Annotated in this window: 17 protein-coding genes; 14 read left to right on the plus strand and 3 right to left on the minus strand. The window is 62.5% G+C overall.

Annotation, left to right across the window (positions count from 1 at the left end):
- Positions 1 to 279: 279 nt before the first annotated feature.
- The 7 genes from AAG793_RS14050 (at position 280) to AAG793_RS14080 (ending at position 10,795) form a co-directional block, all read left to right on the plus strand.
- On the plus strand, positions 280 to 3,003 hold the full coding sequence (locus tag AAG793_RS14050; protein ID WP_341909206.1) for a serine/threonine-protein kinase: 2,724 nt from the start codon (positions 280 to 282) through the stop codon (positions 3,001 to 3,003).
- Positions 3,004 to 3,014: 11 nt separating this feature from the next.
- Positions 3,015 to 3,800, plus strand: coding sequence for a Stp1/IreP family PP2C-type Ser/Thr phosphatase (locus AAG793_RS14055; protein WP_341909208.1), 786 nt, complete (start codon positions 3,015 to 3,017; stop codon positions 3,798 to 3,800).
- 39 nt (positions 3,801 to 3,839) lie between these two features.
- Complete coding sequence (locus AAG793_RS14060) at positions 3,840 to 4,496, plus strand: FHA domain-containing protein (RefSeq protein WP_341909210.1); 657 nt, start codon at positions 3,840 to 3,842, stop codon at positions 4,494 to 4,496.
- Positions 4,497 to 4,555: 59 nt separating this feature from the next.
- Positions 4,556 to 6,802: an adenylate/guanylate cyclase domain-containing protein gene (locus AAG793_RS14065; RefSeq protein WP_341909212.1), complete on the plus strand. Its 2,247-nt coding sequence runs from the start codon at positions 4,556 to 4,558 to the stop codon at positions 6,800 to 6,802.
- 35 nt (positions 6,803 to 6,837) lie between these two features.
- Complete coding sequence (locus tag AAG793_RS14070) at positions 6,838 to 7,629, plus strand: 3',5'-cyclic-nucleotide phosphodiesterase (RefSeq protein ID WP_341909214.1); 792 nt, start codon at positions 6,838 to 6,840, stop codon at positions 7,627 to 7,629.
- Positions 7,626 to 10,031, plus strand: a complete 2,406-nt coding sequence (locus tag AAG793_RS14075; protein WP_341909216.1) for a GspE/PulE family protein — start codon at positions 7,626 to 7,628, stop codon at positions 10,029 to 10,031. Before AAG793_RS14070 ends, AAG793_RS14075 begins: the two co-directional genes overlap by 4 nt.
- Before the next feature lie 68 nt (positions 10,032 to 10,099).
- The gene (locus AAG793_RS14080; protein WP_341909218.1) at positions 10,100 to 10,795 is read left to right on the plus strand and encodes a hypothetical protein; all 696 of its coding nucleotides are present in this window, start codon (positions 10,100 to 10,102) and stop codon (positions 10,793 to 10,795) included.
- A gap of 54 nt (positions 10,796 to 10,849) precedes the next feature.
- Here the strand turns inward: AAG793_RS14080 and AAG793_RS14085 are convergent, their stop codons facing one another.
- From AAG793_RS14085 to AAG793_RS14095, 3 genes are read right to left on the minus strand one after another with little or no spacing between them, the layout of a single operon-like run.
- Positions 10,850 to 12,997: a tetratricopeptide repeat protein gene (locus AAG793_RS14085; RefSeq protein WP_341909220.1), complete on the minus strand. Its 2,148-nt coding sequence runs from the start codon at positions 12,995 to 12,997 to the stop codon at positions 10,850 to 10,852.
- Positions 12,998 to 13,009: 12 nt separating this feature from the next.
- Positions 13,010 to 15,190 (minus strand): tetratricopeptide repeat protein, encoded by a 2,181-nt coding sequence (locus AAG793_RS14090; protein ID WP_341909221.1) that lies wholly within the window; start codon positions 15,188 to 15,190, stop codon positions 13,010 to 13,012.
- A gap of 8 nt (positions 15,191 to 15,198) precedes the next feature.
- The gene (locus tag AAG793_RS14095) at positions 15,199 to 17,496 is read right to left on the minus strand and encodes a tetratricopeptide repeat protein (protein WP_341909223.1); all 2,298 of its coding nucleotides are present in this window, start codon (positions 17,494 to 17,496) and stop codon (positions 15,199 to 15,201) included.
- 207 nt (positions 17,497 to 17,703) lie between these two features.
- Here AAG793_RS14095 and AAG793_RS14100 point away from each other — a divergent pair, with 207 nt between their 5' ends.
- The 7 genes from AAG793_RS14100 (at position 17,704) to AAG793_RS14130 (ending at position 25,228) form a co-directional block, all read left to right on the plus strand.
- Entirely contained in the window at positions 17,704 to 18,003 is a 300-nt protein-coding gene (locus AAG793_RS14100; RefSeq protein ID WP_341909225.1) for a hypothetical protein, read from the plus strand.
- Positions 18,004 to 18,216: 213 nt separating this feature from the next.
- Positions 18,217 to 18,678: a pilin gene (locus AAG793_RS14105; RefSeq protein ID WP_341909227.1), complete on the plus strand. Its 462-nt coding sequence runs from the start codon at positions 18,217 to 18,219 to the stop codon at positions 18,676 to 18,678.
- A gap of 24 nt (positions 18,679 to 18,702) precedes the next feature.
- On the plus strand, positions 18,703 to 20,661 hold the full coding sequence (locus AAG793_RS14110; RefSeq protein ID WP_341909229.1) for a pilus assembly protein PilF: 1,959 nt from the start codon (positions 18,703 to 18,705) through the stop codon (positions 20,659 to 20,661).
- A 20-nt stretch (positions 20,662 to 20,681) separates the two neighbouring features.
- A complete protein-coding gene (locus tag AAG793_RS14115) occupies positions 20,682 to 21,569 on the plus strand; it encodes a glycosyltransferase family 2 protein (RefSeq protein ID WP_341909231.1) in 888 nt (295 codons plus the stop codon).
- A gap of 41 nt (positions 21,570 to 21,610) precedes the next feature.
- Positions 21,611 to 23,170, plus strand: coding sequence for a hypothetical protein (locus tag AAG793_RS14120; RefSeq protein ID WP_341909233.1), 1,560 nt, complete (start codon positions 21,611 to 21,613; stop codon positions 23,168 to 23,170).
- Positions 23,160 to 24,347 (plus strand): glycosyltransferase family 4 protein, encoded by a 1,188-nt coding sequence (locus AAG793_RS14125; RefSeq protein ID WP_341909235.1) that lies wholly within the window; start codon positions 23,160 to 23,162, stop codon positions 24,345 to 24,347. The genes AAG793_RS14120 and AAG793_RS14125 overlap by 11 nt, the downstream gene beginning before the upstream one ends.
- On the plus strand, positions 24,344 to 25,228 hold the full coding sequence (locus tag AAG793_RS14130) for an NAD-dependent epimerase/dehydratase family protein (RefSeq protein WP_341909238.1): 885 nt from the start codon (positions 24,344 to 24,346) through the stop codon (positions 25,226 to 25,228). The genes AAG793_RS14125 and AAG793_RS14130 overlap by 4 nt, the downstream gene beginning before the upstream one ends.
- Positions 25,229 to 25,295: the final 67 nt, after the last annotated feature.

The following is a 25,295-nucleotide window of genomic DNA, read 5'->3' on the forward strand; positions in this document are numbered from 1 at the left end:
AGCCGGTGCGCATCCCAGCGCCCGGCCCGGCGCTGTGCCGCTGGCTGCGGCGCAGAACATATTCGCAACACAAGCTTTCACGCCCTCCAAGGCCGTGCAAAAGTCACTTGTCCGGCAGCACCCCGTCTGTTAACGTCCGAAATCCAGCAGCTTGTAACAAGACCGAAACATTCGGCAGTGCTGGGGGAAGTTCGAAACAGTCGGTAACGGCTCGAATGGCTGAGCGCAGGTTCCTGGTGAGGGGGCTGCGCACGGTTCAAGCAGCACAAGGGACGGGAAGTGGCCAAATCATCAGCAAAGTGGAATCAGTTCTGGCGGGCCGACTGGTTCGTCGGCTTTCTGGTGGTGCTGGCCGTTCTGGTGTTCCATGGCGCCACCGATTTCTTCAGCACGCTGGAACGCCGCTATTACGACTTCGCGAGCACCAGCACCTCACGCCAGCCGTCTGATCGCATCGCCATCATCGCGATTGACGACCAGAGCATTGCCAACATCGGCCGCTGGCCGTGGCCGCGCGACGTACATGCCCAGCTGATCGACCAGCTGGCCGCCGCCAAGGCCAAGACCATCGTCCACACTGCCTTCTTTTTTGAGCCGCAGACCGACCGTGGGCTGGTGTTCATCCGCAAGATCAAGGAGGCGCTTGGCCCCGTGGCCCCGGCTTCGCCAGCCCCGGCGCCCGCATCATCCGCAGACGCTGCAGCGGTGTCGGCTTCGCCCGATTTGACCGCGCCCCCGCCGGGGGGGCTGGCCGAGCAGCTGGGCAAGGTCATTGCCGATGCCGAGGTGGCCCTGGACACCGATGCCAAACTGGCCAGCAGCATGAAGGCTGCCGGCAATGTGCTGGTGCCTTCTGTTTTCACCTTGGGTGAACCCCAGGGTCGGCCCGACAGCCCGCTGCCCGCCTTCGCCCTGAAAACCGCGGTCGACGAGACGGCCGGTTTCTCCCTCTCGGCCGTTCGCGGCCAGCAACCCATCGAGCTGATCGGTTCGGCCGCTGCGGGCGTGGCCCACCTCAACCAGCTGCCAGACGTCGACGGCGCGGTGCGCCAGGAGCCGCTGCTGATCAACTACTACGGCAAGGCCATCCCCTCGATGAGCCTGCTGGCGGCGGCGCACAGCCTGAATCTGGGCGCGGCCGACATCCGGCTCAACACCGGCGAGTCGGTGCAGATCGGCAAGAAGGTGGTCCGCACCGACGAAGCCGCCCTGATGCTGCCGCAGTTCTACCGGGGCCACGATGGGCGTGCGGCCTTCGCGGTGGACTCCTTTTACGACGTCGCTTCAGGCAAGATTCCGGCCAGCAAGTACGCCGACAAGATCGTGATCATTGGCGCCACGGCGGCCGGTGTGGGCACCCAGTTCGCAACGCCTGCCGGGGCGGGTTTGTCGCCAGCCGAAACCATGGCGCACATCACCTCCAGCATCCTGAGCGAGCATTTCATCGTGCAGCCGGGCTGGGGCGTCTGGGCCATGCTCGGCGCCTTTTTGCTGGTGGCGGGTTATCTGGTGGCCGGTCTGCCGCGACTTTCCGCCGGCAAGGCTGCGGTCGTCACGCTGGGTCTCTTTGTGGGGTTGCTTGTGCTGGAGTTCGGCCTGCTCTCGGCCGCGGCGACCTGGCTCAAGCTGGTGTTCCCTGCCGCCCTGCTGGTGATCGGGCATCTGGCGCTGACCACCAAACGCTTCCTGGTCACTGAGGCGGGCAAGCAGAAATCCGACGAGGAATCGGCCGAAACCAATCGCATGATGGGGCTGGCGCTGCAGGGGCAGGGGCAGCTGGACATGGCGTTCGACCGCTTCCGCCGCGTGCCGTTCACCGATGCGCTGATGGACAACATGAACAACCTGGCGCTGGACTTCGAGCGCAAGCGTCAGTTCAACAAGGCGCAAGCCGTGTACGAGTACATGGCCACCTACAACAAGAACCACAAGGACCTGCAATCCAAGCTGAACCGGGCCAAGAACCTGTCCGAGACGGTGATTCTGGGCGGCGGCAGCAGCCACCCGGGTGGCACGCTGCTGCTCGACGGAGGCGCTGTCGAAAAACCCATGCTGGGCCGCTACCAGGTTGAAAAAGAACTGGGCAAGGGCGCCATGGGCGTGGTGTATCTGGGCAAAGACCCCAAGATCGGCCGCGTGGTCGCCATCAAGACCATGGCGCTGAGCCAGGAGTTCGAAGGCGAGGAGCTGGACGATGCTCGCGAGCGCTTCTTCCGCGAGGCCGAAACCGCAGGCCGGCTGCAGCACCAGAACATCGTCACCATTTTTGATGCCGGCGAAGAGCACGATCTGGCCTACATCGCCATGGAGTTCCTGAAGGGCAAGGACCTCGCCGATGTGACCCGCGACGGCCATCTGCTGCCGATGCCGCAGGTCCTGTCCATCGTCGCCCGGGTGGCCGAGGCGCTGGCCTACGCCCACAAGCAGAATGTGGTGCACCGCGACATCAAGCCGGCCAACATCATGTACGAGCCGTCCACGGACACCGTCAAGGTCACCGACTTCGGCATCGCCCGCATCACCGACTCCAGCAAGACCAAAACCGGTCTGGTACTGGGCACGCCCAGCTTCATGTCGCCGGAGCAGATTGCCGGCAAGAAGGTCGATGGCCGCTCCGACCTGTATTCGCTGGGCGTGATGCTCTACCAGATGCTGACCGGCGTGTTGCCCTTCCGGGGGGATTCGATGGCCGAGTTGATGTACAAGATTGCCAATGAAGAGGCGCCCGACATCCGCATCGTCCGCAAGGACCTTCCCGACGCACTGGCGCAGATCGTGGCCCTGTGCCTCACCAAAAAGCCCGAACAGCGTTACCAGGACGGCGATCAGCTCGGCGCCGACTTGCGGGCCGTGATCGCTACGCTGGCGCCGTCCGGCGCATCCGCGGTCCACGCGGCACCGGCCGCCCCCGGCGCTGCAGGTGCCGCAACCCCGGCAGAAACCCCGTCGTTCGAGAGAACCGTCACCACCCAGGCGCCTGCCGCCGGGGCCGATCCACACTGACCTCCGCACACATGATTTACGAGATTTGCACGGAAACCGACCCAGGCCTGACGCGGGACAACAACGAAGACGCTGTCGCATTCGACTCCCTGACCCGACTGTGCATCCTGGCCGACGGCATGGGTGGCTACAACGCAGGCGAGATCGCCAGCGGTATGGCGGTCGCTTTTATCAAGTCGGAAATGGGCCGCTGGCTGGCCCAGGCGGGCCGCAACGCGAACTCCCGCGAGGTGCGGCGGGCGCTCGAGATCTGTGTCGAGAACGCCAACCACTCGATCTTCAATGCCGCCAACTCCAACCCGCAGTACGCTGGCATGGGCACCACGCTGGTGGTGGGCGCGTTCCAGGACGGGCGGCTGACGCTGGGCCACATCGGCGACTCCCGTTGTTACCGTCTGCGTGCCGGCGTGTTCGAGCAGATCACCAAAGACCACTCCCTGCTGCAGGAGCAGATCGATGCCGGCCTGATCACGCCGGAACAGGCACTGACGTCCCTGAACCGTAACCTGGTGACCCGGGCACTGGGGGTCGAAGACACCGTGATGGTGGAAGTCAACGAGCACCGGGTGGAGACCGGTGATGTGTATCTGATGTGCTCGGACGGCTTGTCCGACATGGTGCCTGATGACGGCATAGCTGCCATACTCCGGGGCGAGGGAACCCTGGCGCAGCGGGCCCGCCAGATGATCGTGGCCGCCAATCAGGCGGGAGGGCGCGATAATATTTCGGTCCTGCTGGCCGAAGCACGCGAAGACGCGGGCAAGCGGGGGTTCTTCTCCAGAATACTGGGAAAATGACGCGGTGATGGAATTGTTAAAAACAGACTGGAGTCGGCCATGCCGAAAATGATCGTCTCTATCGACGGTGTCGTGATCAAGGAAGTGCAGCTGACCAAGGACAGGACCTCCCTGGGCCGCCGGCCTTACAACGACATCGTGATCGACAACCTGGCCGTCAGTGGTGAGCATGCCGTGCTGCAGATGGCAGGCAATGAAGTGCACCTGGAAGACCTCAACAGTACCAACGGCACCTATGTGAACGGCAAGGCCGTCAAGAAGCAGCTGCTGCAGCACGACGACACCGTCGAAATCGGCAAATACAAGATCAAGTACGTCAGCGAGAACGCCGCTGCCGGGTTCGACAAGACCATGGTCATCAAGGCCGGCTCCGGCGGGTTGGTGGCGCCGGCTGCTGCGGCACCAGCCGCCGCCGCGAGCGACCCGATCATGGGCATGAACGGCGCGATCAAGGTCATGTCTGGCGCAGCCGCCGGGCGCGAGGTGGCGCTTGTGAAAGTGGTGACCACCATTGGCAAACCTGGCGTGGCGGTCGCCGCCATCACCAAGCGGCCACAGGGCTTTGTGGTGGCCCATGTGGAAGGCGCCGGCAAACCGACGCTCAACGGCGCGCCCATCGGCCCCGAACCGGTATCGCTCAAGAACGGCGACATGCTCGAACTGGCCGGAACCCGAATGCAGTTCGTGCAGCACTGACAGGGGGCTGCCCTGCGTCCTGACGGCACGGTTCATCAGCCCTCCGACATGGAGCCGCCATGAGACTTCTCTCCAGGCACTGGCCGCGCATCGCCGTCACACTGATTCCGCTGGTTTTTGCGCTGATGCACGCGGCTGGCGTGCTGCACGTCGGCGTGCTGGAGCGCCTGGACAACATCATCTACGACGCGCGCCTGCGGGCCACCATGCCCGGCACGCTGGACGACCGTATCGTCATTGTTGATATCGACGAGCAGAGCCTGGCCGAGATCGGACGCTGGCCCTGGAGCCGCAACAAGGTGGCCGATCTGGTCGATGAGCTTCATGGCCGGCAGCGCGCGGCGCTGATCGGTTTTGACGTCGTGTTCGCCGAGCCGGACGACAGCTCCGGCCTCAAGCAGCTCAGGCAACTGGCCCAGGCCGAGCTCAAGGACCAGCCTGGCTTCGCCGAGAAACTCAATCAGCTGCAGGGCAGCCTCGACTACGACGCGCTGCTGGCCAAAGCCATTTCACAGCGTCCGGTGGTGCTGGGCTATTACTTCACCAGCGACCGCGATGGCCGGGTGAACGGCCACCTGCCGGCGCCAGTGATGCAGAAGGAAGCGCTGGCCGGGCGGCCGATCCGCTTCACGGTGTGGAATGGCTACGGCGCCAACATCGAGCAGCTGGGCAAGGCCGCACCCTTGGGCGGCTTTTTCAACTCCATCACCGATGGCGACGGCGTGGTGCGGTCGCTTCCGCTGGTGGCGGAGTTCAAGGGCCAGTATTACGAATCGCTGTCGCTGGCCATGTTCCGCATGCTCGCAGGAATGCCCAAGGTCGAGCCCGGGTTCCCGCCGCAGAAACTGCTCACCCGCGGCTACCACGGGCTGGAGAGCATCCTGCTGACGCAGGACGGCAAACAACTGGCGATTCCGGTCGATGACCGGGTTGCGACGCTGGTGCCCTTCCGGGGAAATGGAGGCGTCAAGGGCGGCTCCTTCAAGTACATCCCGGCAGCCGATCTGATTGCCCGTCGCCTGCCGCCAGAGACGCTGAAGGACAAGATTGTGCTGGTTGGCACCACTGCCCCCGGTTTGCTCGACCTGCGGGTGACGCCAGTCGGCGAGACCTACCCCGGCGTCGAAACGCACGCCAACGTGATCTCGGGCCTGCTCGACGGCAAGACCTTGGTCCGACCGGATTACGCGATGGGTTTCGAGCTGGTTGTGCTGCTGTTGTCCGGCCTGGTTCTCGCGTTCACCTTGCCCCTGCTGTCGGCCCTGCGGGCGGTTCTGGCAAGCGCGGCCGTGATTGCGGCGCTGGCGGGCTTGAACTTCTGGCTCTATGCCGGCTACGGGCTGGTGTTGCCGCTGGCGGGCGCGCTGGTGATGGCGGTGACGGCGTTTGCGCTGAACATGAGCTACGGCTACTTCGTGGAAAGCCGCTCCAAACGGGAGCTGGCCCACCTGTTCGGGACCTACGTGCCCCCCGAACTGGTCGACGAAATGGTGAAGGACCCGGACAGCTACTCGATGAAGGCCACGTCCAAGGAGCTGACGGTGATGTTCTGCGACATGCGCGGCTTCACCAAGATGTCAGAAACCATGGATCCCACCCAGCTGCAGGCGCTTCTCAACAGCGTGTTCAGCCAGTTGACCGGGGTGATCCGCGCCCACCGGGGCACCATCGACAAATACATGGGCGACTGCGTGATGGCATTCTGGGGCGCCCCGGTTGAAACCCCCGGACACGCCAGCCTCGCGGTGAAGGCGGCACTCGGCATGTCGGCCATCGTGCGCCAGATCAACATCGACCACCGCAGCAAGGGCTTGCCCGAGATCGGCATCGGCATCGGCCTGAACACCGGCACCATGTGCGTGGGCGACATGGGCTCGGACATCCGCCGCAGCTACACCGTGATCGGCGATGCGGTGAACCTGGGCTCGCGCCTGGAGGGCCTGTCCAAAATCTACGGGGTCGACATCATCGTCAGCGAGTCCACCCGCAAGCTGGCCGGCGACTTTGTCTGGCAAGAGCTGGACAAAGTGCGCGTGAAGGGCAAAGATCACGCAGTGGCGATTTTCTGGCCGCTGGCGGTGGCCCAGCCGACCGGCGACGATGCGCTGGAGCTCAAGACCTGGAGCCTGGCCCTGAAGGCCTACCGCACGCAGGATTGGGAGGCATGCGATCTGCATCTGCTGAACCTGCAGAAGATGAATGGTGAAAAGTACCTCTACCGCCTGTACGCAGAGCGTGTAGCCTCGATGCGGTTGCTGCCTTTCGATCCCGGCTGGGATGGCGCAACCAATTTTGAAACGAAGTAACGCGCGGATTTGCGCGGGGCCAACTGGAAACACCCATGAAAGTACGCGTACTCGGCTGTTCAGGCGCCATTGCCAGGGACTGCCGCACCACGTCTTTTCTGCTGGACGACAACCTGCTCGTCGATGCCGGCACCGGCGTGGGAGACCTCACGCTCGACGAGATGGCCGCCGTCGATCACGTGCTGCTGACCCATTCCCACCTCGACCACGTCGCCGCCCTGCCCCTGATGGTGGACGCGATCGCCTCGCGCCGAACCCGGCCGGTGCAGATCCATGCCCTGCAGGGCACGATTGACGCGCTGAAGGCGCACATCTTCAACAACACCATCTGGCCCGACTTCTCGCGCATTCCGACGCCGGAAGCGCCCTTCATCAGCTTTCATCCGCTGGAGCTGGGGCAGACGCTGGTGCTGGGCGGCAAGCCGGTGGAGGTGCTGCCGGCGGTCCACACCGTGCCGGCGGTGGGCTATGCGATTGGTGGTCGCAAGGGCTGCTGGGTGTTCACGGGTGACACCGAGGAAAACCCGGCGCTCTGGAAGCGCATCAACCAGCTTGACGTGGCGATGCTGGTGATCGAGACCGCCTTCAGCAACCGCGAGCGGGAGCTGGCCAAGCTGAGTCTTCACCTCTCGCCCAAAGTACTGGCCACTGAACTGGACTGCATCGCCCGCGACAAGAACTATCCGATCTACATCACCCACACCAAGCCCGCCGAGACCGAATTGATCATGGCGGAAATCCAGGGTTTCGACCAGACTCGCCCAATGGGCCCCAATGTCACACACGATATCCGCTGGTTGAGAGCGGGTCAGGAGTTCGAACTATGACTGCTGTTATGCAACGCGATCCCCAGGACGCGTTCTTTGACTCCCAGATGCTGCCGCCGCAGGAGCGCGGCGTCACCTTCGAGGCGCTGTACTTCAGACAGCTGCAGCTGGTCACCAACCGCATCTATGAAACCGAGAACATCGACCAGATCATGCTCGATGCCAGCCAGGACATCTGCAAGCTGTTCAATGCAGACCGGCTGACGCTCTATGCGGTCAATGAAGACCGCAGCTCCATCACCTCCAAGGTCAAGACCGGTCTGAACACCAGCAAGGACCTGAAGCTGCCCATCAGCCCCCAGAGCATCGCCGGCTATGTGGCGATGTCGCGGGCCATGGTCAACATCGCTGACGTGTACGACGACGCGGCGCTCAAGAAAATCCATCCAGCGCTCAGCTTTCTCAAGGAAGTGGACAAGCGTTCCGGCTACCGCACCAAGCAGATGCTGGTGGCGCCGGTGATGGACGGCGACACGCTCTACGGCGTGCTGCAGGTCATCAACAACCGCAGCGATCAGCCCTTCGGCAAGCTGGAGGAAGACGGCGCCAGTCAGTTGTGCAAGACGCTGGGCATTGCGATCCGCCAGCGCATGCAGAAGGCCGACGAGCAGCAGCGGCGCAAGGCGACGAAATACGACGGACTGGTGACTGCAGGCGTGCTGACCCAGAGCGATCTGCAGGAGTGTGTGCAGGAGGCCCGCGAGGGCGGCAAGTCCGTCGAGCACATCCTGATGGGCAAGTACAGCATCCGCCCGGCACAGATCGGCGCCTCGCTGTCGCGCTTTTTTGGCGTGACCTACGAGCCGTTCAATCCAGGACGCATCCGCTCCGAGGTACTGCATGGCCCCCTCAAGCGCGATTTCATCGAGCAGCAGGGCTGGATGCCGCTGGAAGACACGCCAGAGGGCCTGCTCATCATGTGCCTGGACCCCGAGGCGGTACGCGGTGCGCGGGTGGTGCCGCAGGTGTTTCCCCGCACGGCCAAGTTCGCCTACCGGGTGACCACGCAGACCGAGTTCGAGGAAACGCTGGGCCAGCTGTTTGGCTTGGCCGGTGAAGGCAGCTCCATCGACCAGTTGCTGGCTGACATGGATTCACCGCTGGACGGCGACTCCGGAGATGATTCGCTGCTGGAGTCGGCCGCAGCCGACAACGAGCTGGTGAAGTTCGTCAACAAGGTCATCATCGACGCCTACAACCAGAAGGTCTCGGACATCCACATCGAGCCGATGCCCGGCAAGGCCAAGACCGGCATCCGCTTCCGCATCGACGGCACGCTGCAGCCCTACATCGAAGTGCCGGCACAGTTTCGGCAGGCCATGGTGACACGGCTGAAGATCATGTGCGACCTCGACATTTCCGAAAAGCGCAAGCCGCAGGACGGAAAGATCAAGTTCAAGAAATACGGTCCGCTGGACATTGAGCTACGGGTCGCCACCATTCCGTCAGCAGGCGGTGTGGAAGACGTGGTGATGCGGATTCTGGCCGCTGGCGAACCCATCCCGCTGGAAAAACTCGGCCTGACCGACCACAACAAGGACCGGCTGGAAAAGACCGTGTCCAAGCCCTACGGCCTGTTCTACGTGTGCGGCCCCACCGGTTCGGGCAAGACGACCACGCTGCACTCCATCCTGAAATTCCTCAACACGCCCGACACCAAGATCTGGACCGCCGAGGACCCGGTGGAGATCACGCAGAAAGGCCTGCGCCAGGTTCAGGTCAACAAGAAGGCGGGCATTGACTTCGCGCTGGTGATGCGCGCCTTCCTGCGTGCCGACCCCGACATCATCATGGTCGGCGAGTCACGCGACAAGGAAACCGTGTCGATGGGCGTGGAGGCCTCGCTCACCGGCCACATGGTGTTCTCCACGCTGCACACCAATTCGGCGCCTGAGTCCATCACCCGGCTGCTGGACATGGGCATGGACCCGTTCAATTTTGCCGACGCCCTGCTGGGTATCCTTGCGCAACGGCTGGCCAAAAAGCTGTGCGATTGCAAGGAGTCGTATGTGGCCAGCTCGCAGGAGATCAAGGACTTCATCAAGGAGTACTCCGAAGAACTCCGCAACACCGAGGCCTGGAAGGCCGACCCGGGTGGCGAGGCGCAGCAGCTGCTCGACGACTGGATGACGCGCTATGGCAAGGACGGCGGCCTCAAGCTGTACCGGGCTGTCGGCTGCGACAAGTGCAACAAGACCGGCTACAAGGGCCGTATCGGCCTGCACGAGCTGATGATCGCCGACGACCAGCTCAAAAAGCTGATCCAGGAGCGCGCCCGCGTCGCCGAACTGTTTGCCAGCGCCCTCAGCAGCGGCATGCGGACACTGAAAATGGACGGCATGGAAAAAGTGCTGATGGGTCTGACCGACCTGAAGATGGTGCGGTCGGTGTGTATCAAGTAAGCAGCCAGATCGCTCATTCGTGGACAATCGGCGTTGGTGACAACCATGCCAAATGACAGGAACCCGGTGTGATACTGACCTCGTTGCTCAAGGATATTTTCTTCGCGCCCAAGCAGCAGCATGCAGAGCCGCCCGCAGGCGAAGTGTCCGAGCTGGCGCCTGCAGGAAAGCGCGTTTTGAACGTGGGTGGCGGCTCGAAGCGCACGCCCATTCCCAGTTACTTTTCAGGCTGGCAGCATGACCTGCTCGACATTGACCCGCGCGGTGCGCCCGACATTGTGTGTGATGCCCGTGAGCTGGAAAAGCTGCCAGGAGGCCTGTACGACGCGGTGTACTGCTCTCACAACCTGGAGCATTACTACCGCCATGACGGCCTGAATGTGGTGCGCGGCTTTCACCACATCCTCAATGACACCGGTTTTGCCGAGGTGTGTGTTCCGGACATTGCACAGGTCATGGAGGCGCTGAGGGAGCGGCAGCTTGAGCTGGACGATGTGCTGTACCAGAGCGCGGCAGGGCCCATCACTGCGCACGACGTGGTCTATGGCCTGCAGTCCGAGATCCAGAACAGTGGCCAGGACTTCTACGCGCACAAAACCGGATTCACGCCCAAATCACTCGCAAAAATCCTGAGCGATGGCGGATTTGCCAAGGTCTTCATCAGCACCAACTGGCAACTGGCGGTGCACGCACTGGCATTCAAGACCGAGCCGACCGAAGAGCAGTACGCGCTGTTTAAAAGCACCTGGAACCTGCAACCCTGACCGCGGTGACGAGCATCGTTTCTGCAGAGGGGGCTGCGCAACGCAACGGACTGGTCAAGTCCTCGGGGCGTTCGTGGTCTGGCACCAGTCTTTCCAGACGGTGCGCAGGGCTGCTTCAAGATGCCTTGCAAAACGTGGTGCGTCGAAGAGGGGTGACTCCAGTACCTGCTTTCGCAAGCCAGCCCGCAGCACCGCCAGGCGCGGCAGGTTGTTTGCGTGTGTGATCGCCCGCTGCAGGTAGTCTTCCGGGTCGTTGGCCACCCAGTCCGGCAATCCGGCGTTCATCATCATGCCCACCCCCTGACGCGAGAGAAAGCTGCTTCCTGCCAGCGTCAGAACCGGCACACCCATCCACAAAGCCTCTGCTGTGGTGGTGCCTCCCGTGTATGGAAACGGGTCGAGGGCGAGGTCAACCTTGCGGTAGGTGGCCAGGTAGTCTGCGCGCGGCACAGCGCCTTGCAGAATAAGGCGTCCAGACTCGATGCCGTGCGCTGCATAACGTGCGACCACGGTGGCCCGCGCCGCACTGTCGCCGAGCTGCGGTGCCATCAGGTGCAGGCGGCTCTGTGGAACGGCGTGCAGCACCCGTGCCCACAAAGCGACCACGGCATCATTCATTTTGGGCAAGGCATTGAAGCAGGCAAACGTGACATAACCGTTGCGTAGCGCGGGCAGTGAGATGACGTTCAGATCCAGATTGGGAGCCGTGAAGCAAAGCCGCGTTTCCGGCAGGCGCAGGATTTTCTCGGTGAAGTGCCCCTCCAGCGTGGGGGGCAGTGTCCAGGGATCCGCAATCAGATAGTCCATGGCCGGCACACCCGTGGTCGCGAAATAACCCAGCCAGCTGATTTGCACCGGCGCAGGCTTTCGTGCGAACACAGGCAGACGGTTCTTTCCGGTGTGTCCAGAGAGGTCGATCAGGATGTCGATGGCGTCGTCACGGATGCGCTGATCCATGGCTTCGTCGGTCATGCCGACCACAGAATGCCAGCCCCCGGCAAAGTGGCGCTTGAGCCGTTCAGTGACCTCGTCTGCGCTGGTGGCGTTGGCGTAAGCAAACAGGGTCAGGCGACGGGTGGCCTCGGCGGAAAGTGCCGCGAGGACGTTCTCGATGAAATAGCCGACGGGATGCGAGCGCAGGTCGGCTGAGACAAAACCGACCCGCAGGGTCCGCTCTGGGTCCGGGCGGTTTTGCAGGGCGGCGGAGGCAGGCGCGAGCCGGGTCACCGTGGCCCCAAAGCGTTTGGCCTCTTCCAGCAACTCATCCTGCGAGTGACTGGCCAGCAGGTGCTGGATCAACAGCAGATTGCTGTGGGCGACTGAAAAGTCAGGCCGGATGGCCAGTGCGCGACGGTAGTTCGCCAGCGCCTCTTCCAGCTGTCCCAAATCCTTGAATGCAGACCCAAGGTTGGTGTACACGCCCGCATTGTTGGGTTCCATCTCCAGTACCCACCTGTAGCTGGCTACCGCGTCGTTGAACAGCTGCAAGGCCATGCAGACATCGCCCAGGCTGCAATGCGCATCCACAAAACCGGGTCGGAGTTCTGTTGCCCGACGAAAGCTGCTGGCGGCATCATGGAGGCGACCCAAGTACCACAACACCATTCCGCGCTCGTAGAGCAGGTCCACATCATCGGGCGCGCATGCCAGCGCGTCGCCGTACGCCTGCGCAAGCGCCTCATGCTGTCCCAGCCGTTTCAAAGCGTCAATCAGCTTGGCGTGCGTGTCCATGTCGCCAGGGCTGGCTTTCAGGGCACGGCGATAGCTCTCAACAGCGTCTTCATGTTGCCCCAGTGCTTCCAGCTCCGAGCCCATGGCGATGGCAGCTTCTGCGAACTCGGGTCGAAGCGCCAGTGCCTGGCCATAGGCTGCGAGGGCCGCTTCATGGTTGTCCAGGCGCGCGTGCGCTGCACCGATGTTGAAGTGCGCACCGGCCGAGTCGGGCTTGTAGTGAACGGCTGTGTGCAGCGCCTGCAAGGCTGCCTGCGCTTCACCGCGATCGAGCAGCAGGGTACCCCGGTTGAAATGGGCCCGCGCCAGTTCAGGCATCAGTGCAATTGCCGAGTCATAGCACTGTAAGGCGGCATCGGTTTGACCCCGCTTTTCCAATGCCATGCCCTGTTCAAGCAGCTGTTCTACGGTGGGTTCTGTTGCAGACACCGCCTGCCTGCTGATCGTGGGTGACGTGTCGTTGGTTTCCATGGCTTGCGGAGGTCAGTGGTCTTCGGGGTATGCAGCTGCGCGGCTGCCGGGATGTTGTTCGCACCATTGTTGCCAGACGTTTCGCAGCGCGGCTTCAAAATGCCGGGCAAATCTCGGGGCATCAAATACAGGCGAGGCCAGCACCTGCGAGCGTAAACCTGCACGCAGCCGCGCCAGCGCCGGCAGATTGCTTGCATGGGCAATCGCCCGCTGCACGTAATCGTCTTCGCTGTCAGCGATCCATTCCGGGAGACCTGCGTTCATCAGGAATCCGACGCCTTGCCGCGAAAGAAAAGTAGTGCCCGCCAGGGTCAGGACAGGCACACCCATCCAGAGCGCTTCTACCGTGGTCGTACCGCCCGTATAGGGAAAGGGATCAAGTGCAATGTCCACCTGCTGATAGGTTGCCAGATACTGATCACGCGGGACAGGGCCGCGAATGATGAGCCGTGCTGTCGGGATGCCGTGTGCGCCGAAGCGTCTGAGCGTTTCGTCCCGGGTCGAGGGCTCGCTCAGCTGGGGCGCCATCAGATGCAGGCGACTGCCCGGTACCCCTTTGAGAACGCGCGCCCAGAGGGCTACCACCGCGTCGTTCATCTTCGGCAACGCATTGAAGCAGGCGAACGTCAGGTACCCGTTGACTGCGGCAGGCAATGGGGTGACTTTCACTTCGAGGGTGGGTGCGGTGAAGCAAAGGCGGGTTTCCGGCAGGCGCAGGATTTTCTCCGTGAACTGGTTTTCGAGCGCCTCTGGCAGCGTCCACGGGTCGGCAATCAGGTAGTCGATGGCCTGCACACCCGTGGTGGCGAAGTAACCCAGCCAGCTGATCTGTACAGGCGCGGCCCGGCGTGCAAACACGGGCAGGCGGTTGCCACCGGTGTGGCCGGACAGGTCGATCAGGATGTCGATCTGGTCGTTCCGGATGCGGTCCACGAGGGACGTATCCGAGTCGTCTGCAACGCAGTGCCAGCCCTTGAGGTGAGACTGGATCCGCGCCGTCACGGTATCAGTCGCTAGCGTGTTGGAGTAGGCAAACATCTCCAGACGCCCCGACGCCTGCGTCGCCAGCGCTGCCAGCACACCCTCCACAAAGTAGCCCACCGGGTGTGCACAGAGGTCGGCAGACACCATGCCGACGCGCAGACATCGGTCTCTGACGGGGCTGTTCTTCCACGCTGCCGATGTGGGCGGAGGTGTCGGTTGGGCTGCAAGCGCCAGCCTCGACACGGTTTCACCAAAGCGGCGTGCCTCGGCCAGCAGCTCATGCGGCGGCTGTGCTGAAAGGTAGTTTTGCACCATCAAGAGGTTGCTGTGCGCGACTGCCAGTTGGGGGTTGAGTTCCATGGCCGTGCGGTAGCTGGCCAGGGCCTTGTCCAGCTGCCCGAGGTCCTTGAACGTGGTTCCCAGGTTGTTGTGTGCATCAGCGCTCTGGGGGTTGAGCTCCAGCACCCGGCGGTAGCTTTCGGCTGCATCCTTGAACTGGTGCAAATCCATCAGTGCGTTGCCCAGATTGCCATGTGCGGCCAGGAAATCGGGCTTGATTTGAATGGCCAGGCGGAATTGACGCACCGCGTCCTGCAATTGCCCGCGAAGCGTGAGGATCAATCCCAGGCTGTTGAGTGCATCAACTTGGTGTGGGTTTCTTGCCAGGATCTGGCGAAAGCACACTGCGGCCTCGTCAAAGCGGTCCAGTCGAACCAGAAGATGGGCGAGCTTGTTCTGGGCCTCGGCATGGTTTTCCTCCAGAACCAGGGCGCGGCGATACGCTGCGATGGCCTGCTCGTTCTGCCCCAGTTCTTCCAGGCTTGCCGCAAGTGCCACTTCAGCCTCCGCAAAATCCGGCTTGAGCGCGAGCGAGTACCGATAAGCTGCGATCGCCTCTTCGTGACGGCCCAGCCGCGTATAGGCGGCACCCAGATTGAAATGGGCACCTGCCGAATCCGGCTTGTATCGCAGCGCCTCCCGAAAAGCCAGAAGTGCGTCTGCCGCATCACCGCGATCCAGCAGGATGGTTCCGCGCAGAAAATGTGCGCGCGCCAGTGTCGGTATCAGGCGCAAGGCGGCTTCGTAATGTTGCAGCGCGTCGTCTGGCTGGCCCTGCTGTTCAAGTGCCAGGCCCTGCTCGAGCAGACCCGCTGCCGTTGCCTCCTGGCCCGGATCGGCGCTTGCGGACAAGGGGTTGGCAACTGGCATCACATTCCTCAAAGTGCGGCGGTGCGCACGTTGCGCTGTTCACACCACGCCTGCCACATGCCGCGCAGGGCCACTTCAAAATGCATCGCAAAGCGTGGTGCATTAAAGATGGGAGATGCTTGTACCTGGCCGCGCAGACGGGCCCGCAGCACGGAAAGCCGCTGCAAGTCACTGGCGTGTGAGACCGCCCGGGCCACGTAGTCGTCCATGTCGACGGCGACCCAATCCTGCAGCCCCGCATTCATCAGCAGGCCAACGCCCTGGCGGGAGAGGAAACGCTCGCCTTCCAACGTGAGCACCGGCACACCCATCCACAAGGCCTCTGCCGAGGTGGTTCCGCCAGGATAGGGAAACGGGTCGAGGGCGATGTCGATCCGGTGGTAGGCCCGCAGGTAGTTGTCGCGGGGCACGTAGTGCTCCATCACCAGGCGTTCTGCGCCGATGCCGTGGCCCCGGAAACGCTGCTCAACCTCTTGCCGGGTTGCGGCATCCATCAGCTGCCGGGCCTTGAGGAACAGTCGGCTGCCGGGGACCGCATTCAGCACCCGGGCCCACAGCGCCACCACCGCGTCGTTCATCTTGCTCAGGTTGTTGAAGCAGCCGAAGGTGATGTGCTGGTTCGCGAGCGCCGGCAGCGCTGACACGTCGGGGCTTGCGCGAGGCGGGGTGAAGCAAAGCCTGGTCTCTGGCAAGCGCCATATTTTTTCGGTGAAGTGCTGTTCCTCCCCGGGCGGCAAAGTCCATGGGTCGGCAATCAGGTAGTCGATGGCGGCCACGCCAGTGGTGGCGAAGTAGCCCAGCCATGACACCTGCACGGGTGCCGGCTTCCAGGCAAAAACCGCGAGTCGGTTGTGCGCGGTATGGCCGGAAAGATCAATCAGGATGTCGATGCCGTCTTGACGAATCTGCGCAGCGACGTCCTCGTCCGACAAGCCCACGACGGGATGCCAGCCATGGCAGCAGGCCCTGAGGCGGCGGCTGGTATCGTCGTCACATCGCCGCGTGGGGTAGGCCCACAGTTCCAGTCTTGCGTCGGAGTTCGCGAGGGCCTGCAGCACGCCTTCGAGAAAATAACCCACCGGGTGGGTGCAGAAATCTCCGGACACCAGGCCGACGCGCAGGGCGCGTGCCGGCTCGGGCGTGTTGTCCCAGTGGGTGTGCGGGCGGGCCTGGCGTGCCACCATGTCACCGTAGCGCCGGGCCTCCTCCAGTAACTGGTCGGGGGGTTGATCTGAAAGGTAGTTGTGCAGAAACAGCAGGCTGTTGTGAGCCTCGCTGAAGTCGGGCTGGAGCGCCAGCGCGCGCCGTGTGCTGACGAGGGCCTCTTCAAACTGACCCATCTCCTGCAGCACGATGCCAAGGTTGCTGTGGGTTTGGGCATGGTCCGGCTTGAGTGCCAGCGCCTGCCGATGGCAGGCCAGGGCCTCGTCAAAACGGCTGAGCGATTGAAGGGCCACGCCCATGCAGGTGAGTGACTCTGCAAAGGTGGGGTTGATCGCCAGCGCGCTGCGATAGCTGGAGAGCGCCATCTCGGTCTCCCCCAGATCCATGTAGGCGTTGCCGAGATTGTGGTGGGCCTCGATGAATCCCGGCTTCGCTTCAAGCGCTCTGCGGTAGCTCTCGACCGCTGCCTCAAGCTGCCCAAGGCCGCGCAGCACCACCGCCAGATTGTTGTGCGCCAGCGCGTCGTCAGGCTGAATCGCCAATACCTGGCGGAAGCTGGCGGCGGCAGCATCAAGCTGCCTGAGCTTCTTCTGCAGGGCGCCGAGGTGGTTGAGTAGATCAGCATTACCGGGGTCGAAAACCAGCAGGCGCTGGTAGCAGGCGGCAGCTTCTTCGAGCCGCTCCAGCCGGGTCAGTAATGTGGCCAGCTTGCGGTCTGCCTCGGGGTAGTCCGGCTTCATGGTCAGCGCACGGCCATAGCTTTGAACGGCTTCCTCGTCGCGCCCCAGCTCTTCCAGCGCAGCGCCGAGTGCCATCATGGCCTCAGGGAAGTCGGGCCTGAACGCCAGCGCCTGCCGGTAGGCCTGCACCGCTTCGCTCGGGCGGTCCAGCCGCACATATGCGGCTCCCAGGTTGAAATGGGTTCCAGCGGATTCGGGTCTGAGTTGTACGGCCTTCTGTAACGCAGCCAGCGCACCCTCCGCATCACCACTGTCCAGCAAAATGGTGCCGCGATTGAAATGGGCGTGTGCCAACTCAGGCGCCAGAGCGAGAGCCGCCTCGTAGCAGCGCAGGGCTTCCAGCGGATCGCCCTGCTGCTCGCATGTCATGCCCTGCTCAAGCCATTGTTCTGCGGTGTTCATGGTTTCCGGCGTTGCCTCGTGCCAGCTGCTGGCGTCATGTCCCTGTCTGTTGCCGGGCTGTCAAGAATACCCATTCCACAGCCCTCCTTGCTGCTTGTCTTGAGCGCATCGGCAACATGAATCGTTTGATTCTCGCGTCCAAGACTGATATGTTCCGCAGGCGGCATGGCGAAAATGCCATCATCACGAAACGCATCTGGAGGCCACATGATTTTGAGCTGGTTTGACGCAGCTGAAGCCAAGAAATTCGGGACATCTCTCGCCCAGTTCTTTCTGGAGCGCATTCCCAAAGCATCCCACAAGCAGGACAAGGATTTTGCGAGAAAGGTGGACGACGTCCTTGAGAAAATGACGAAACAGATCGTGCAGTTCAAGCAGCAGCACGAGTTGAACACCTACAAAAAAGCCCAGCTGGGCAATGCATTCAAGTGGACCTTGCTGGATGCCGGCGTCGCATCTGACTACACCGACGAGATGACCACCTGGCTCATTAAAAAGATTGGCTGAGACCACGCAGTCGATGTGACTTGTCGGAGTGAGGGTGACAAAAGTGTCAATTCACCCCGCTGAAATGACAAGAAAAGCCTGTTGCCGCAGCGCTGTCGCCGCGAAATCCTTGAGTTTCGTGGGTTTTGGGTGTTGCGATACTGCGGCATGGAACTTGCAGACAATAACCCAGCCTGCTGGCTTTATTCGGTCCATCCATTTAAGGAGCTTTTCATGAAGCGTTCTCTGCAACAGGGTTTTACCCTCATCGAACTGATGATCGTCGTCGCGATTATCGGTATTCTGGCCGCTGTGGCCCTGCCTGCGTACCAGGACTACATGGTCCGCGCCAAGGTGTCTGAGGTGGTGCTCGCCGCATCGTCTGGCCGTACCGCTGTGTCGGAGACCTTCTCCCAGAAGGGCACCATGCTGCTGAACCAGGCCTCCATGGGCGTCCAGACGCAGAGCTCGCGCTATGTCGCCAGCGTTGCGTATACCGGCGTTTCTTCGACCCAGGGCGACATCATCGTGACGTCCACGACGGACACCGGCCTGGCTGGCGCTGCCAGCAAAACCATGATTCTGCGCGGCATCGGCAGCACGTCTGCTGGCACCGTGGCATGGACTTGCGGCACCGACGGCACGGCTAACGCTGTGCCCAAGAAATACCTGCCCAGCTCCTGCAAAGACTTCTGATCAACTGATCCAATTGACAGCCCCTTGGCGAAGGCCAAGGGGCTTTTTCTTTTCTGCTTCACCACCATGCGCACCCGGTATGCTCTCCTGATTGCCATGGTTGTTGCCGGCCTGGCACTGGTCGCGATTTACTGGGCCGGACTGCAGGGCGGCTTTTTCTTCGATGACGGACCCAGCATTCTCCAGGCTGAAGGTGTCCGTCTGGATCGACTGTCTTTTGATGCACTGCATCAGGCCCTCGTGAGCGGCAGCTCCGGGCCATCTGGGCGACCTGTCGCGCAGCTGAGCTTTGCGCTCAATCATTACTTCAGCGGCTTTGATCCGTTCGCGTTCAAGGTCACCAACCTGGCAATTCACGGGCTGTCAGGCATTCTCGTCTTCGGACTGGCGTGGCGCCTGCTGGCGTCGGCCCTGCCCGCCGCGCAGACCCGCAACGCTTTGATGGCCGCCGGATTTGTGGCAATGCTTTGGCTGCTGCATCCTGTGCAGTTGTTGCCTGTGCTGCACGTCGTACAGCGCATGACCAGCCTGTCTGCCCTGTTCCTGCTGGGTGCTCTGTGGATGCACATCGAGGCGCGCCAGCGTGGCGGCCGTGCAGGCGTTGCGTTGATGCTTCTTGCTTGGGGCGTCGCCTGGCCGCTGTCTGTGTTGAGCAAGGAAACCGGCCTGCTCTTTCCTGTTTTCGCACTTGCCTGGGAAACCATCCTGCGTGCCCGCTCGTCGCTTGCGGGGCTTGACCGGTTTGGCTGGTGTCTGGTGCTGCTGGTGGGCCTCGCTGCACTGGCTGTGGCGGGTTATCTCCTCTCCCCATTCTCCAGCGACTTGTGGTCAGGCTATGAGGTTCGCTCCTTCTCGCTCATAGAAAGGGTGCTGACTGAGGGCCGGGTGCTCTGGTTCTATCTCGGGTTGATGGCTTTGCCGCAGATGGAAGCCTTCGGGCTTCACCACGACGACATCGTCCTGTCCACCGGGCTGATGTCTCCGTGGACGACGTTACCGGCACTCCTAGGTCTCGCTGCGCTGGTCATCCTGGCCTGGGGGGCGCGACGGCGTGCGCCGGTACTGGCCTTCGGTGTGGCGTGGTTCCTGATCGGGCATGCGCTGGAATCGACGGTGTTGCCGCTGGAACTGGCCCACGAACACCGTAACTACGTCCCTTTGTTTGGTGTGGCGCTGATGGCCGGGTGGGCACTGATGCAGGCGCTCCAACGTGCGGAGGCTTTCAGGACATGCGGGGTGGCACTGGCGGCGACGGCGCTGGTCTATTGTTCCTTTCTCACGGCGTTGCGCGCCCACCAGTACGGCGACGACGTCCGGCGAACGCAAATCGAGGCGCAATACCACCGGCAGTCAGCACGGGCGCAGCATGAAGCGGGTGTTTTCCTGGCCAGCCTGCCTGAGGCTGCCTCGGCGGCGTTGCCCACCTACTCCTTTGCACGCCGGCATTATGAAATCGCCGGCGAACTGGATCGCAACCTCAAGATGAACTGGCTGGGTCTGCTTCATCTGAATTGCAGGGCCGGGATTCCTGTCAGGCCCTCTGATCTGGATGAGTTGGCACGCCGTCTGCGCCGCACACCGTTTGCTCCTGGCGACATGACGGTTCTCTACAACCTGAAAGAGCTGTCCATTGACGGGTCGCTCTGCCTTGTGAGGTCGGACATGGACCGTCTCTTCGCTGCTGCCCTGGCCAACCCCGGGGTCTCGCCGGGGGTGAGAGTTGCCCTTCACTCGTGGCACGCCGATTACCTGTGGCTGCGTGAGCAGGACATTGCCGCCGCACGGGAGGCATTGAAGAAATCCCTGGACCTGCATCCGTCCCACCCAAGCAATCGCCTGAAATGGATTCAGCTGCTGATCATTTCAGGGGAGTACCCGCAGGCGAAAAAACTGTTGACCGGACTTCAGGTACGGGATCTGTCTCCTGGCGAGCGTCAAACCTTCACAGAATTGCAGCTTGCCCTGAAAGCTGCGGCACACTAAGCTCATCGGCCCATTCAACCATGAACCCAACAGCGCTCATTTCCATTGTGATCCCCGCCCGGAACGAGGCGGTCGGGCTGCGCGGGATTCTGCCCCGTGTGGTGTCACTCATGCCTGGCGCCGAAATCATCGTGGTCGACGATGGCTCAACCGACGAGACGCCCGCCGTCTGCGCCGATGCCGGGGTGATCCATCTGCGCCACCATCACCCCAAAGGCAACGGTGCGGCCATCAAGACCGGCGCCCGCGCAGCAAGGGGCGAGGTCATTGTTTTCATGGATGCCGATGGGCAGCATAAACCGGACGACATACCCGCCTTGCTGGAGACATTCCATCAGGGCCACGACATGGTTGTGGGCGCGCGGCAGGCAGGCTCACAAGCTGGCCTGCACCGTGCAGCGGCAAATGATGTGTTCAGCCGTTTTGCCAGCTGGATGGTGGCTCAACCCATCGACGATCTCACTTCCGGGTTCCGGGTGGTGCGTGCAGCCCGCTTCCGCCAGTTTCTGTATTTGCTGCCGGACGGATTCTCCTACCCGACCACCATCACCATGAGTTTTTTCAGGGCCGGTTACAGCGTGGCTTATGTGCCGATCCACTCACCACGCCGCAGCGGCGGGGCAAGCCATATCCGGCCTCTGCGGGACGGGCTGCGGTTTCTTCTGATCATCATCAAGATCGGCACGCTGTTCTCTCCGCAGAAGCTGTTCCTGCCGATCAGCGCGGCCTTCTTCCTGACGGGAATCAGCTATTACCTGTACACCTACCTGACCGCCGGCCGCTTCACCAACATGAGTGCGCTGCTGTTCATTTCGGCGATCTTCACTTTTCTGATTGGTATTGTTTCCGAACAGATCTCTGCCCTGCACTACAAGAATATCGACACAGACAACCATGGTGATTCCTAGCGCGGTGCCTGAGCCAACCCGGTATCGGGGTTTCCTGCTCCATGGGGGCTGATTTGATCGGGGTGCCGCAGCGCCGCAGCATCGTCGCGGCGCTGTCGGTCGCTGCCGCCATCGCTGTGGTCCTGGGGGTCCTGTTTTACGCAACCGGCGGCCGCGTTGCGTACACGATGGATTCACTGACCTACCGAGACGTGGCACTCCACTTTCTGAGTGGACAGTCCATCCAGTCAAGCAATGTCACCACCCTTGCCCCGGTGCTGGAGCCGTTCCTCAACTGGCCACCAGCCTATCCCGCGCTGTGGGCTGTCTGGGCCGCAGTGACGGGAGCCGGGAGCATTGATGCCGTTCCGGTACAACTCAATCTCGTCCTTCTCGCGATCAGCACGCTGGCCGTTTTCTGGCTGGGGTGGATGGTCACTGGCCAACCGCTCAGCGCAGCGCTGTTGGCCACAGTCAGCGGTCTGGTGCCGACCCATCTGATTGTCTATGGCCATGCATGGAGTGAAGCCCTGTTCATTCCCATGCTGCTGCTGGCGTACGCCTGCTTCTGGAAATACCGCATCACGAGCGGACGATTTGTCTGGCTGGTCATGGCTGCTCTGTTGATCGGTGGCAGCAACTGGGTGCGCTATGCCGGCGTGGCCTTTCTCCCCCTGTTGGGGCTGTCTGTGCTGGTGGCGTCGGCCAGTGGCATTGGCAGGCGCATTGTGCATGCGGCTGCCGCGGTGCTTTTGGGTCTGGGTGTGGTGTTTCCCCTGTGGCTTCGCAACTGGCAGCTGTCCGGACACATCTCGGGCTCGACCCGTGGAGGCATGCCGCGCAGCAGCCGCTGGATGGAAGACGCGGTGAACGTCATCGATCTCATCGAGCACGTGTTCTTTTCGTTCAGCATGGTGTTGCGGGCCAATCTCGAAGTGCCGATGCTGCTGCTTGCGGCCTGGGTGGCGTACCGGGCGTTTCGCCGTTGCCGTCTTCGGTGGCTCAGGCCGCCAGAGGTCTGGCTGCCTCTGGTCTGGGCGGGCGGGTATGTACTCTTTCTGCTGTATGCGAGAAGAATCCAGACCACGATCGATCTGGATTTGCGCATGCTGGCAGTGGCTTTCCCATTCATCCTGCTGGCGATGCTGCCGGCATTGAAAGTGGCATCGCTGACGGCCGGCGTCAGTGGCATCAGGATACTCGTTGCGCTGTGGCTGGGTCTGCTGGCATGCGCCGGCCTTCAGGAGGCAGACCGGGTCCGCCAAAGCTACGCGGCTGACGCCATTCCTCGCTGGCGTTCCGCGTTTGGTCTGGGCTATCGTGACCTCAGCGCCACCTCACCGACCAGTCTCGCACTGGTGCGCGATCTGACTGTCCTAGCGCCCTCGACGCTGGTGCTGACGGATTTCCGGGCGCTGTATCTGCGGTATCTGACTGGCCTCAGGGTCTACGCGCCGCAGGGCGACGCATGCGGGCTGTGGAGCAGTCATCCAGGCGACGTAGTGCTGTTCATCGGTGCGAAGGATCTGCCGGGCTGGGCTGCCGACTGCCTGCACAAACAGCCGCAATGGCGACTGCTGCGACCGACCGGCAAGGCGGTGCCGTCCATGTATGCTGATTGACATTGACACCGCCATTGAAGACAACGCTGACAAGAAAATCAGCAAGAAAGACCGTCACTTGAACGTCCTGATGAGCAGTACCTCCTATCCGAAAGATCTTCAGGATTGGCGTGGTCGCTTCATCGCCAACCAGGCCGGGGCACTGGCCGCGCGTGATGACATTCGGCTTTCCCTGTGGGCGCCGCCGGGCGTCTTGCCGCCTCGGGTGAGCGATGCAAACAGCGCTGCCGACTCACGCTGGCTGGAGCGGCTGTCGCAGCAAGGCGGTATTGCACACCTGCTGCGAACTCGGCGCGTCATGGCGGCCGGCACCATCGTGGGCTTGTTGGCGCGGCTAGGCCGCGTCTATCGGCGCCAGCCAGTCGACGTGGTCCATGTGAACTGGCTCCAGAATGCCTTGCCGCTCTGGGGCACCACAACCCCCGCCCTCATCACGGTGTTGGGAACCGATTTCGGCCTGCTGCAGCTGCCCGGCATGAAAAACCTGCTCCGCTCGGTGCTGCGGCAGCGGCGTGCCATCCTCGCGCCCAATGCCGAGTGGATGCAGCCTGCACTGGAGCAGGCATTTGGAGACCTCGCGGAGGTCTGCCCGATTGCGTTCGGGGTCGACGACCCATGGTTCGACGTGGTGCGCCGTCCTGCGGAAGGCCTCACGCGCCATTGGCTGGCCGTCACGCGGCTGACCCACCACAAGATCGGCGACCTGTTCACGTGGGGTGAAGGGCTTTTTGGGGAGACACGCCAGCTGCACCTGTTTGGCCCGATGCAGGAGACGGTGGCGCTTCCTGCATGGGTGCACTATCACGGACCGACGCACCCGGCTGATCTTTTGCAGAACTGGTTCCCCCAGGCCAGCGGCCTCATCACGTTGAGCCGCCATGCTGAGGGCCGGCCGCAGGTGATGCTCGAAGCGATGGCAGCAGGACTGCCGGTGGTGGCCTCTGCCTTGCCGGCCCACCGCGACATGCTGCAGCATCAGGCAACGGGATGGATTACCGCCAACCGGGAGGAGCTGTCGCGTGGGCTAGAGTGGCTGGATGAGCCTGCGAACAACCAGGCGGTCGGTCAGGCGGGCAGAGCATGGGTCAAGGCGTCTGTCGGGACATGGCACGACTGCGCAGGCCGATACGCCGCTGCATATAGTCGGCTTTTGGGCACAGCGGGAGAGAGCCGTTGACGCGCGGTGACGTGTTGCTGCTGGGCGGCGGTGGCTTCATCGGCACTGCACTTGCTGCGCGCTTGCAGCAGTCGGGGCAGTCGGTTCGTATTCTGGGCCGCCTGCAGACCTCACAGACCTCACATCTTGCGGAGGCGCTTCGCGGTTGCCGCACCGTGGTGCATCTGGCCTGCACCACAACGCCGGGGGTATCTGCCACCCGACCCGAACTGGAGCTGGGCAATATCGAACTCACGTCACAGCTGACGGCGTTGCTGCAGCATCAGCCTGAGACCCATCTGATCTTCTTTTCTTCAGGGGGTACCGTGTACGGCAATTGCGGGCCAGAGCCTGTGAATGAAGACGCGCCGCTGGCACCGCTGTCTGCCCACGGCGAAGCCAAGCTGTTGCAGGAGTCTGCCTGTGAGGTGCTGCGCGCGCAGGGCCACGCCGTCACCATCCTCCGCCCCTCCAATGCTTACGGGCCCGGCCAGACCCTGAAAGGCGGTTTTGGCCTGGTGCGAACCCTGCTGGAATGCTCGCGGCAGGACATGCCGCTGGAGATCTGGGGCGACGGCGAGAACGTGCGCGACTTCATCTACATCGGCGACGTGGTTGAAGCCGCGGCGAGGCTGATCGGCCTGCCCAAGGACAGCGGCACCTACAACCTGAGCAGTGGCAATGGGTACAGCGTCAATCAGGTGCGGGATATGGTGCAACGGGTGTGTGGCCGCCGATTGGCGACGACCTATCGCCCGGCACGATCAGTCGATGTGCGCCGCGTGGTGCTGGACAACGCGCGGTCAAAGGCGCGACTGGGCTGGCAGCCAGCGGTAGCGCTGGAAGCCGGCATTGCAAACACCTGGTCATGGCTGCAAGGGCAGCCGAATCCTCAGCGCTGAAGGTGGGGAGTATGCGGGAGTTTCTTTCTGTGATGTCTGACCAGGCTGGCATTTTTGTTTCTGGTCA

The organism is Polaromonas sp. YR568 (assembly GCF_943372955.1).
Classification (GTDB): domain Bacteria; phylum Pseudomonadota; class Gammaproteobacteria; order Burkholderiales; family Burkholderiaceae_C; genus Polaromonas.

Excerpts from the sequence above, each read along its gene's own strand:
- AAG793_RS14055 (WP_341909208.1), top strand. The coding sequence starts at position 3,015 with ATGATTTACGAGATTTGCACGGAAACCGACCCAGGCCTGACGCGGGAC.
- AAG793_RS14060 (WP_341909210.1), top strand. The coding sequence starts at position 3,840 with ATGCCGAAAATGATCGTCTCTATCGACGGTGTCGTGATCAAGGAAGTG.
- AAG793_RS14065 (WP_341909212.1), top strand. The coding sequence starts at position 4,556 with ATGAGACTTCTCTCCAGGCACTGGCCGCGCATCGCCGTCACACTGATT.
- AAG793_RS14070 (WP_341909214.1), top strand. The coding sequence starts at position 6,838 with ATGAAAGTACGCGTACTCGGCTGTTCAGGCGCCATTGCCAGGGACTGC.
- AAG793_RS14075 (WP_341909216.1), top strand. The coding sequence starts at position 7,626 with ATGACTGCTGTTATGCAACGCGATCCCCAGGACGCGTTCTTTGACTCC.
- AAG793_RS14085 (WP_341909220.1), bottom strand. The coding sequence starts at position 12,997 with ATGGAAACCAACGACACGTCACCCACGATCAGCAGGCAGGCGGTGTCT.
- AAG793_RS14090 (WP_341909221.1), bottom strand. The coding sequence starts at position 15,190 with ATGCCAGTTGCCAACCCCTTGTCCGCAAGCGCCGATCCGGGCCAGGAG.
- AAG793_RS14095 (WP_341909223.1), bottom strand. The coding sequence starts at position 17,496 with ATGAACACCGCAGAACAATGGCTTGAGCAGGGCATGACATGCGAGCAG.
- AAG793_RS14100 (WP_341909225.1), top strand. The coding sequence starts at position 17,704 with ATGATTTTGAGCTGGTTTGACGCAGCTGAAGCCAAGAAATTCGGGACA.
- AAG793_RS14105 (WP_341909227.1), top strand. The coding sequence starts at position 18,217 with ATGAAGCGTTCTCTGCAACAGGGTTTTACCCTCATCGAACTGATGATC.
- AAG793_RS14115 (WP_341909231.1), top strand. The coding sequence starts at position 20,682 with ATGAACCCAACAGCGCTCATTTCCATTGTGATCCCCGCCCGGAACGAG.
- AAG793_RS14120 (WP_341909233.1), top strand. The coding sequence starts at position 21,611 with ATGGGGGCTGATTTGATCGGGGTGCCGCAGCGCCGCAGCATCGTCGCG.
- AAG793_RS14125 (WP_341909235.1), top strand. The coding sequence starts at position 23,160 with ATGCTGATTGACATTGACACCGCCATTGAAGACAACGCTGACAAGAAA.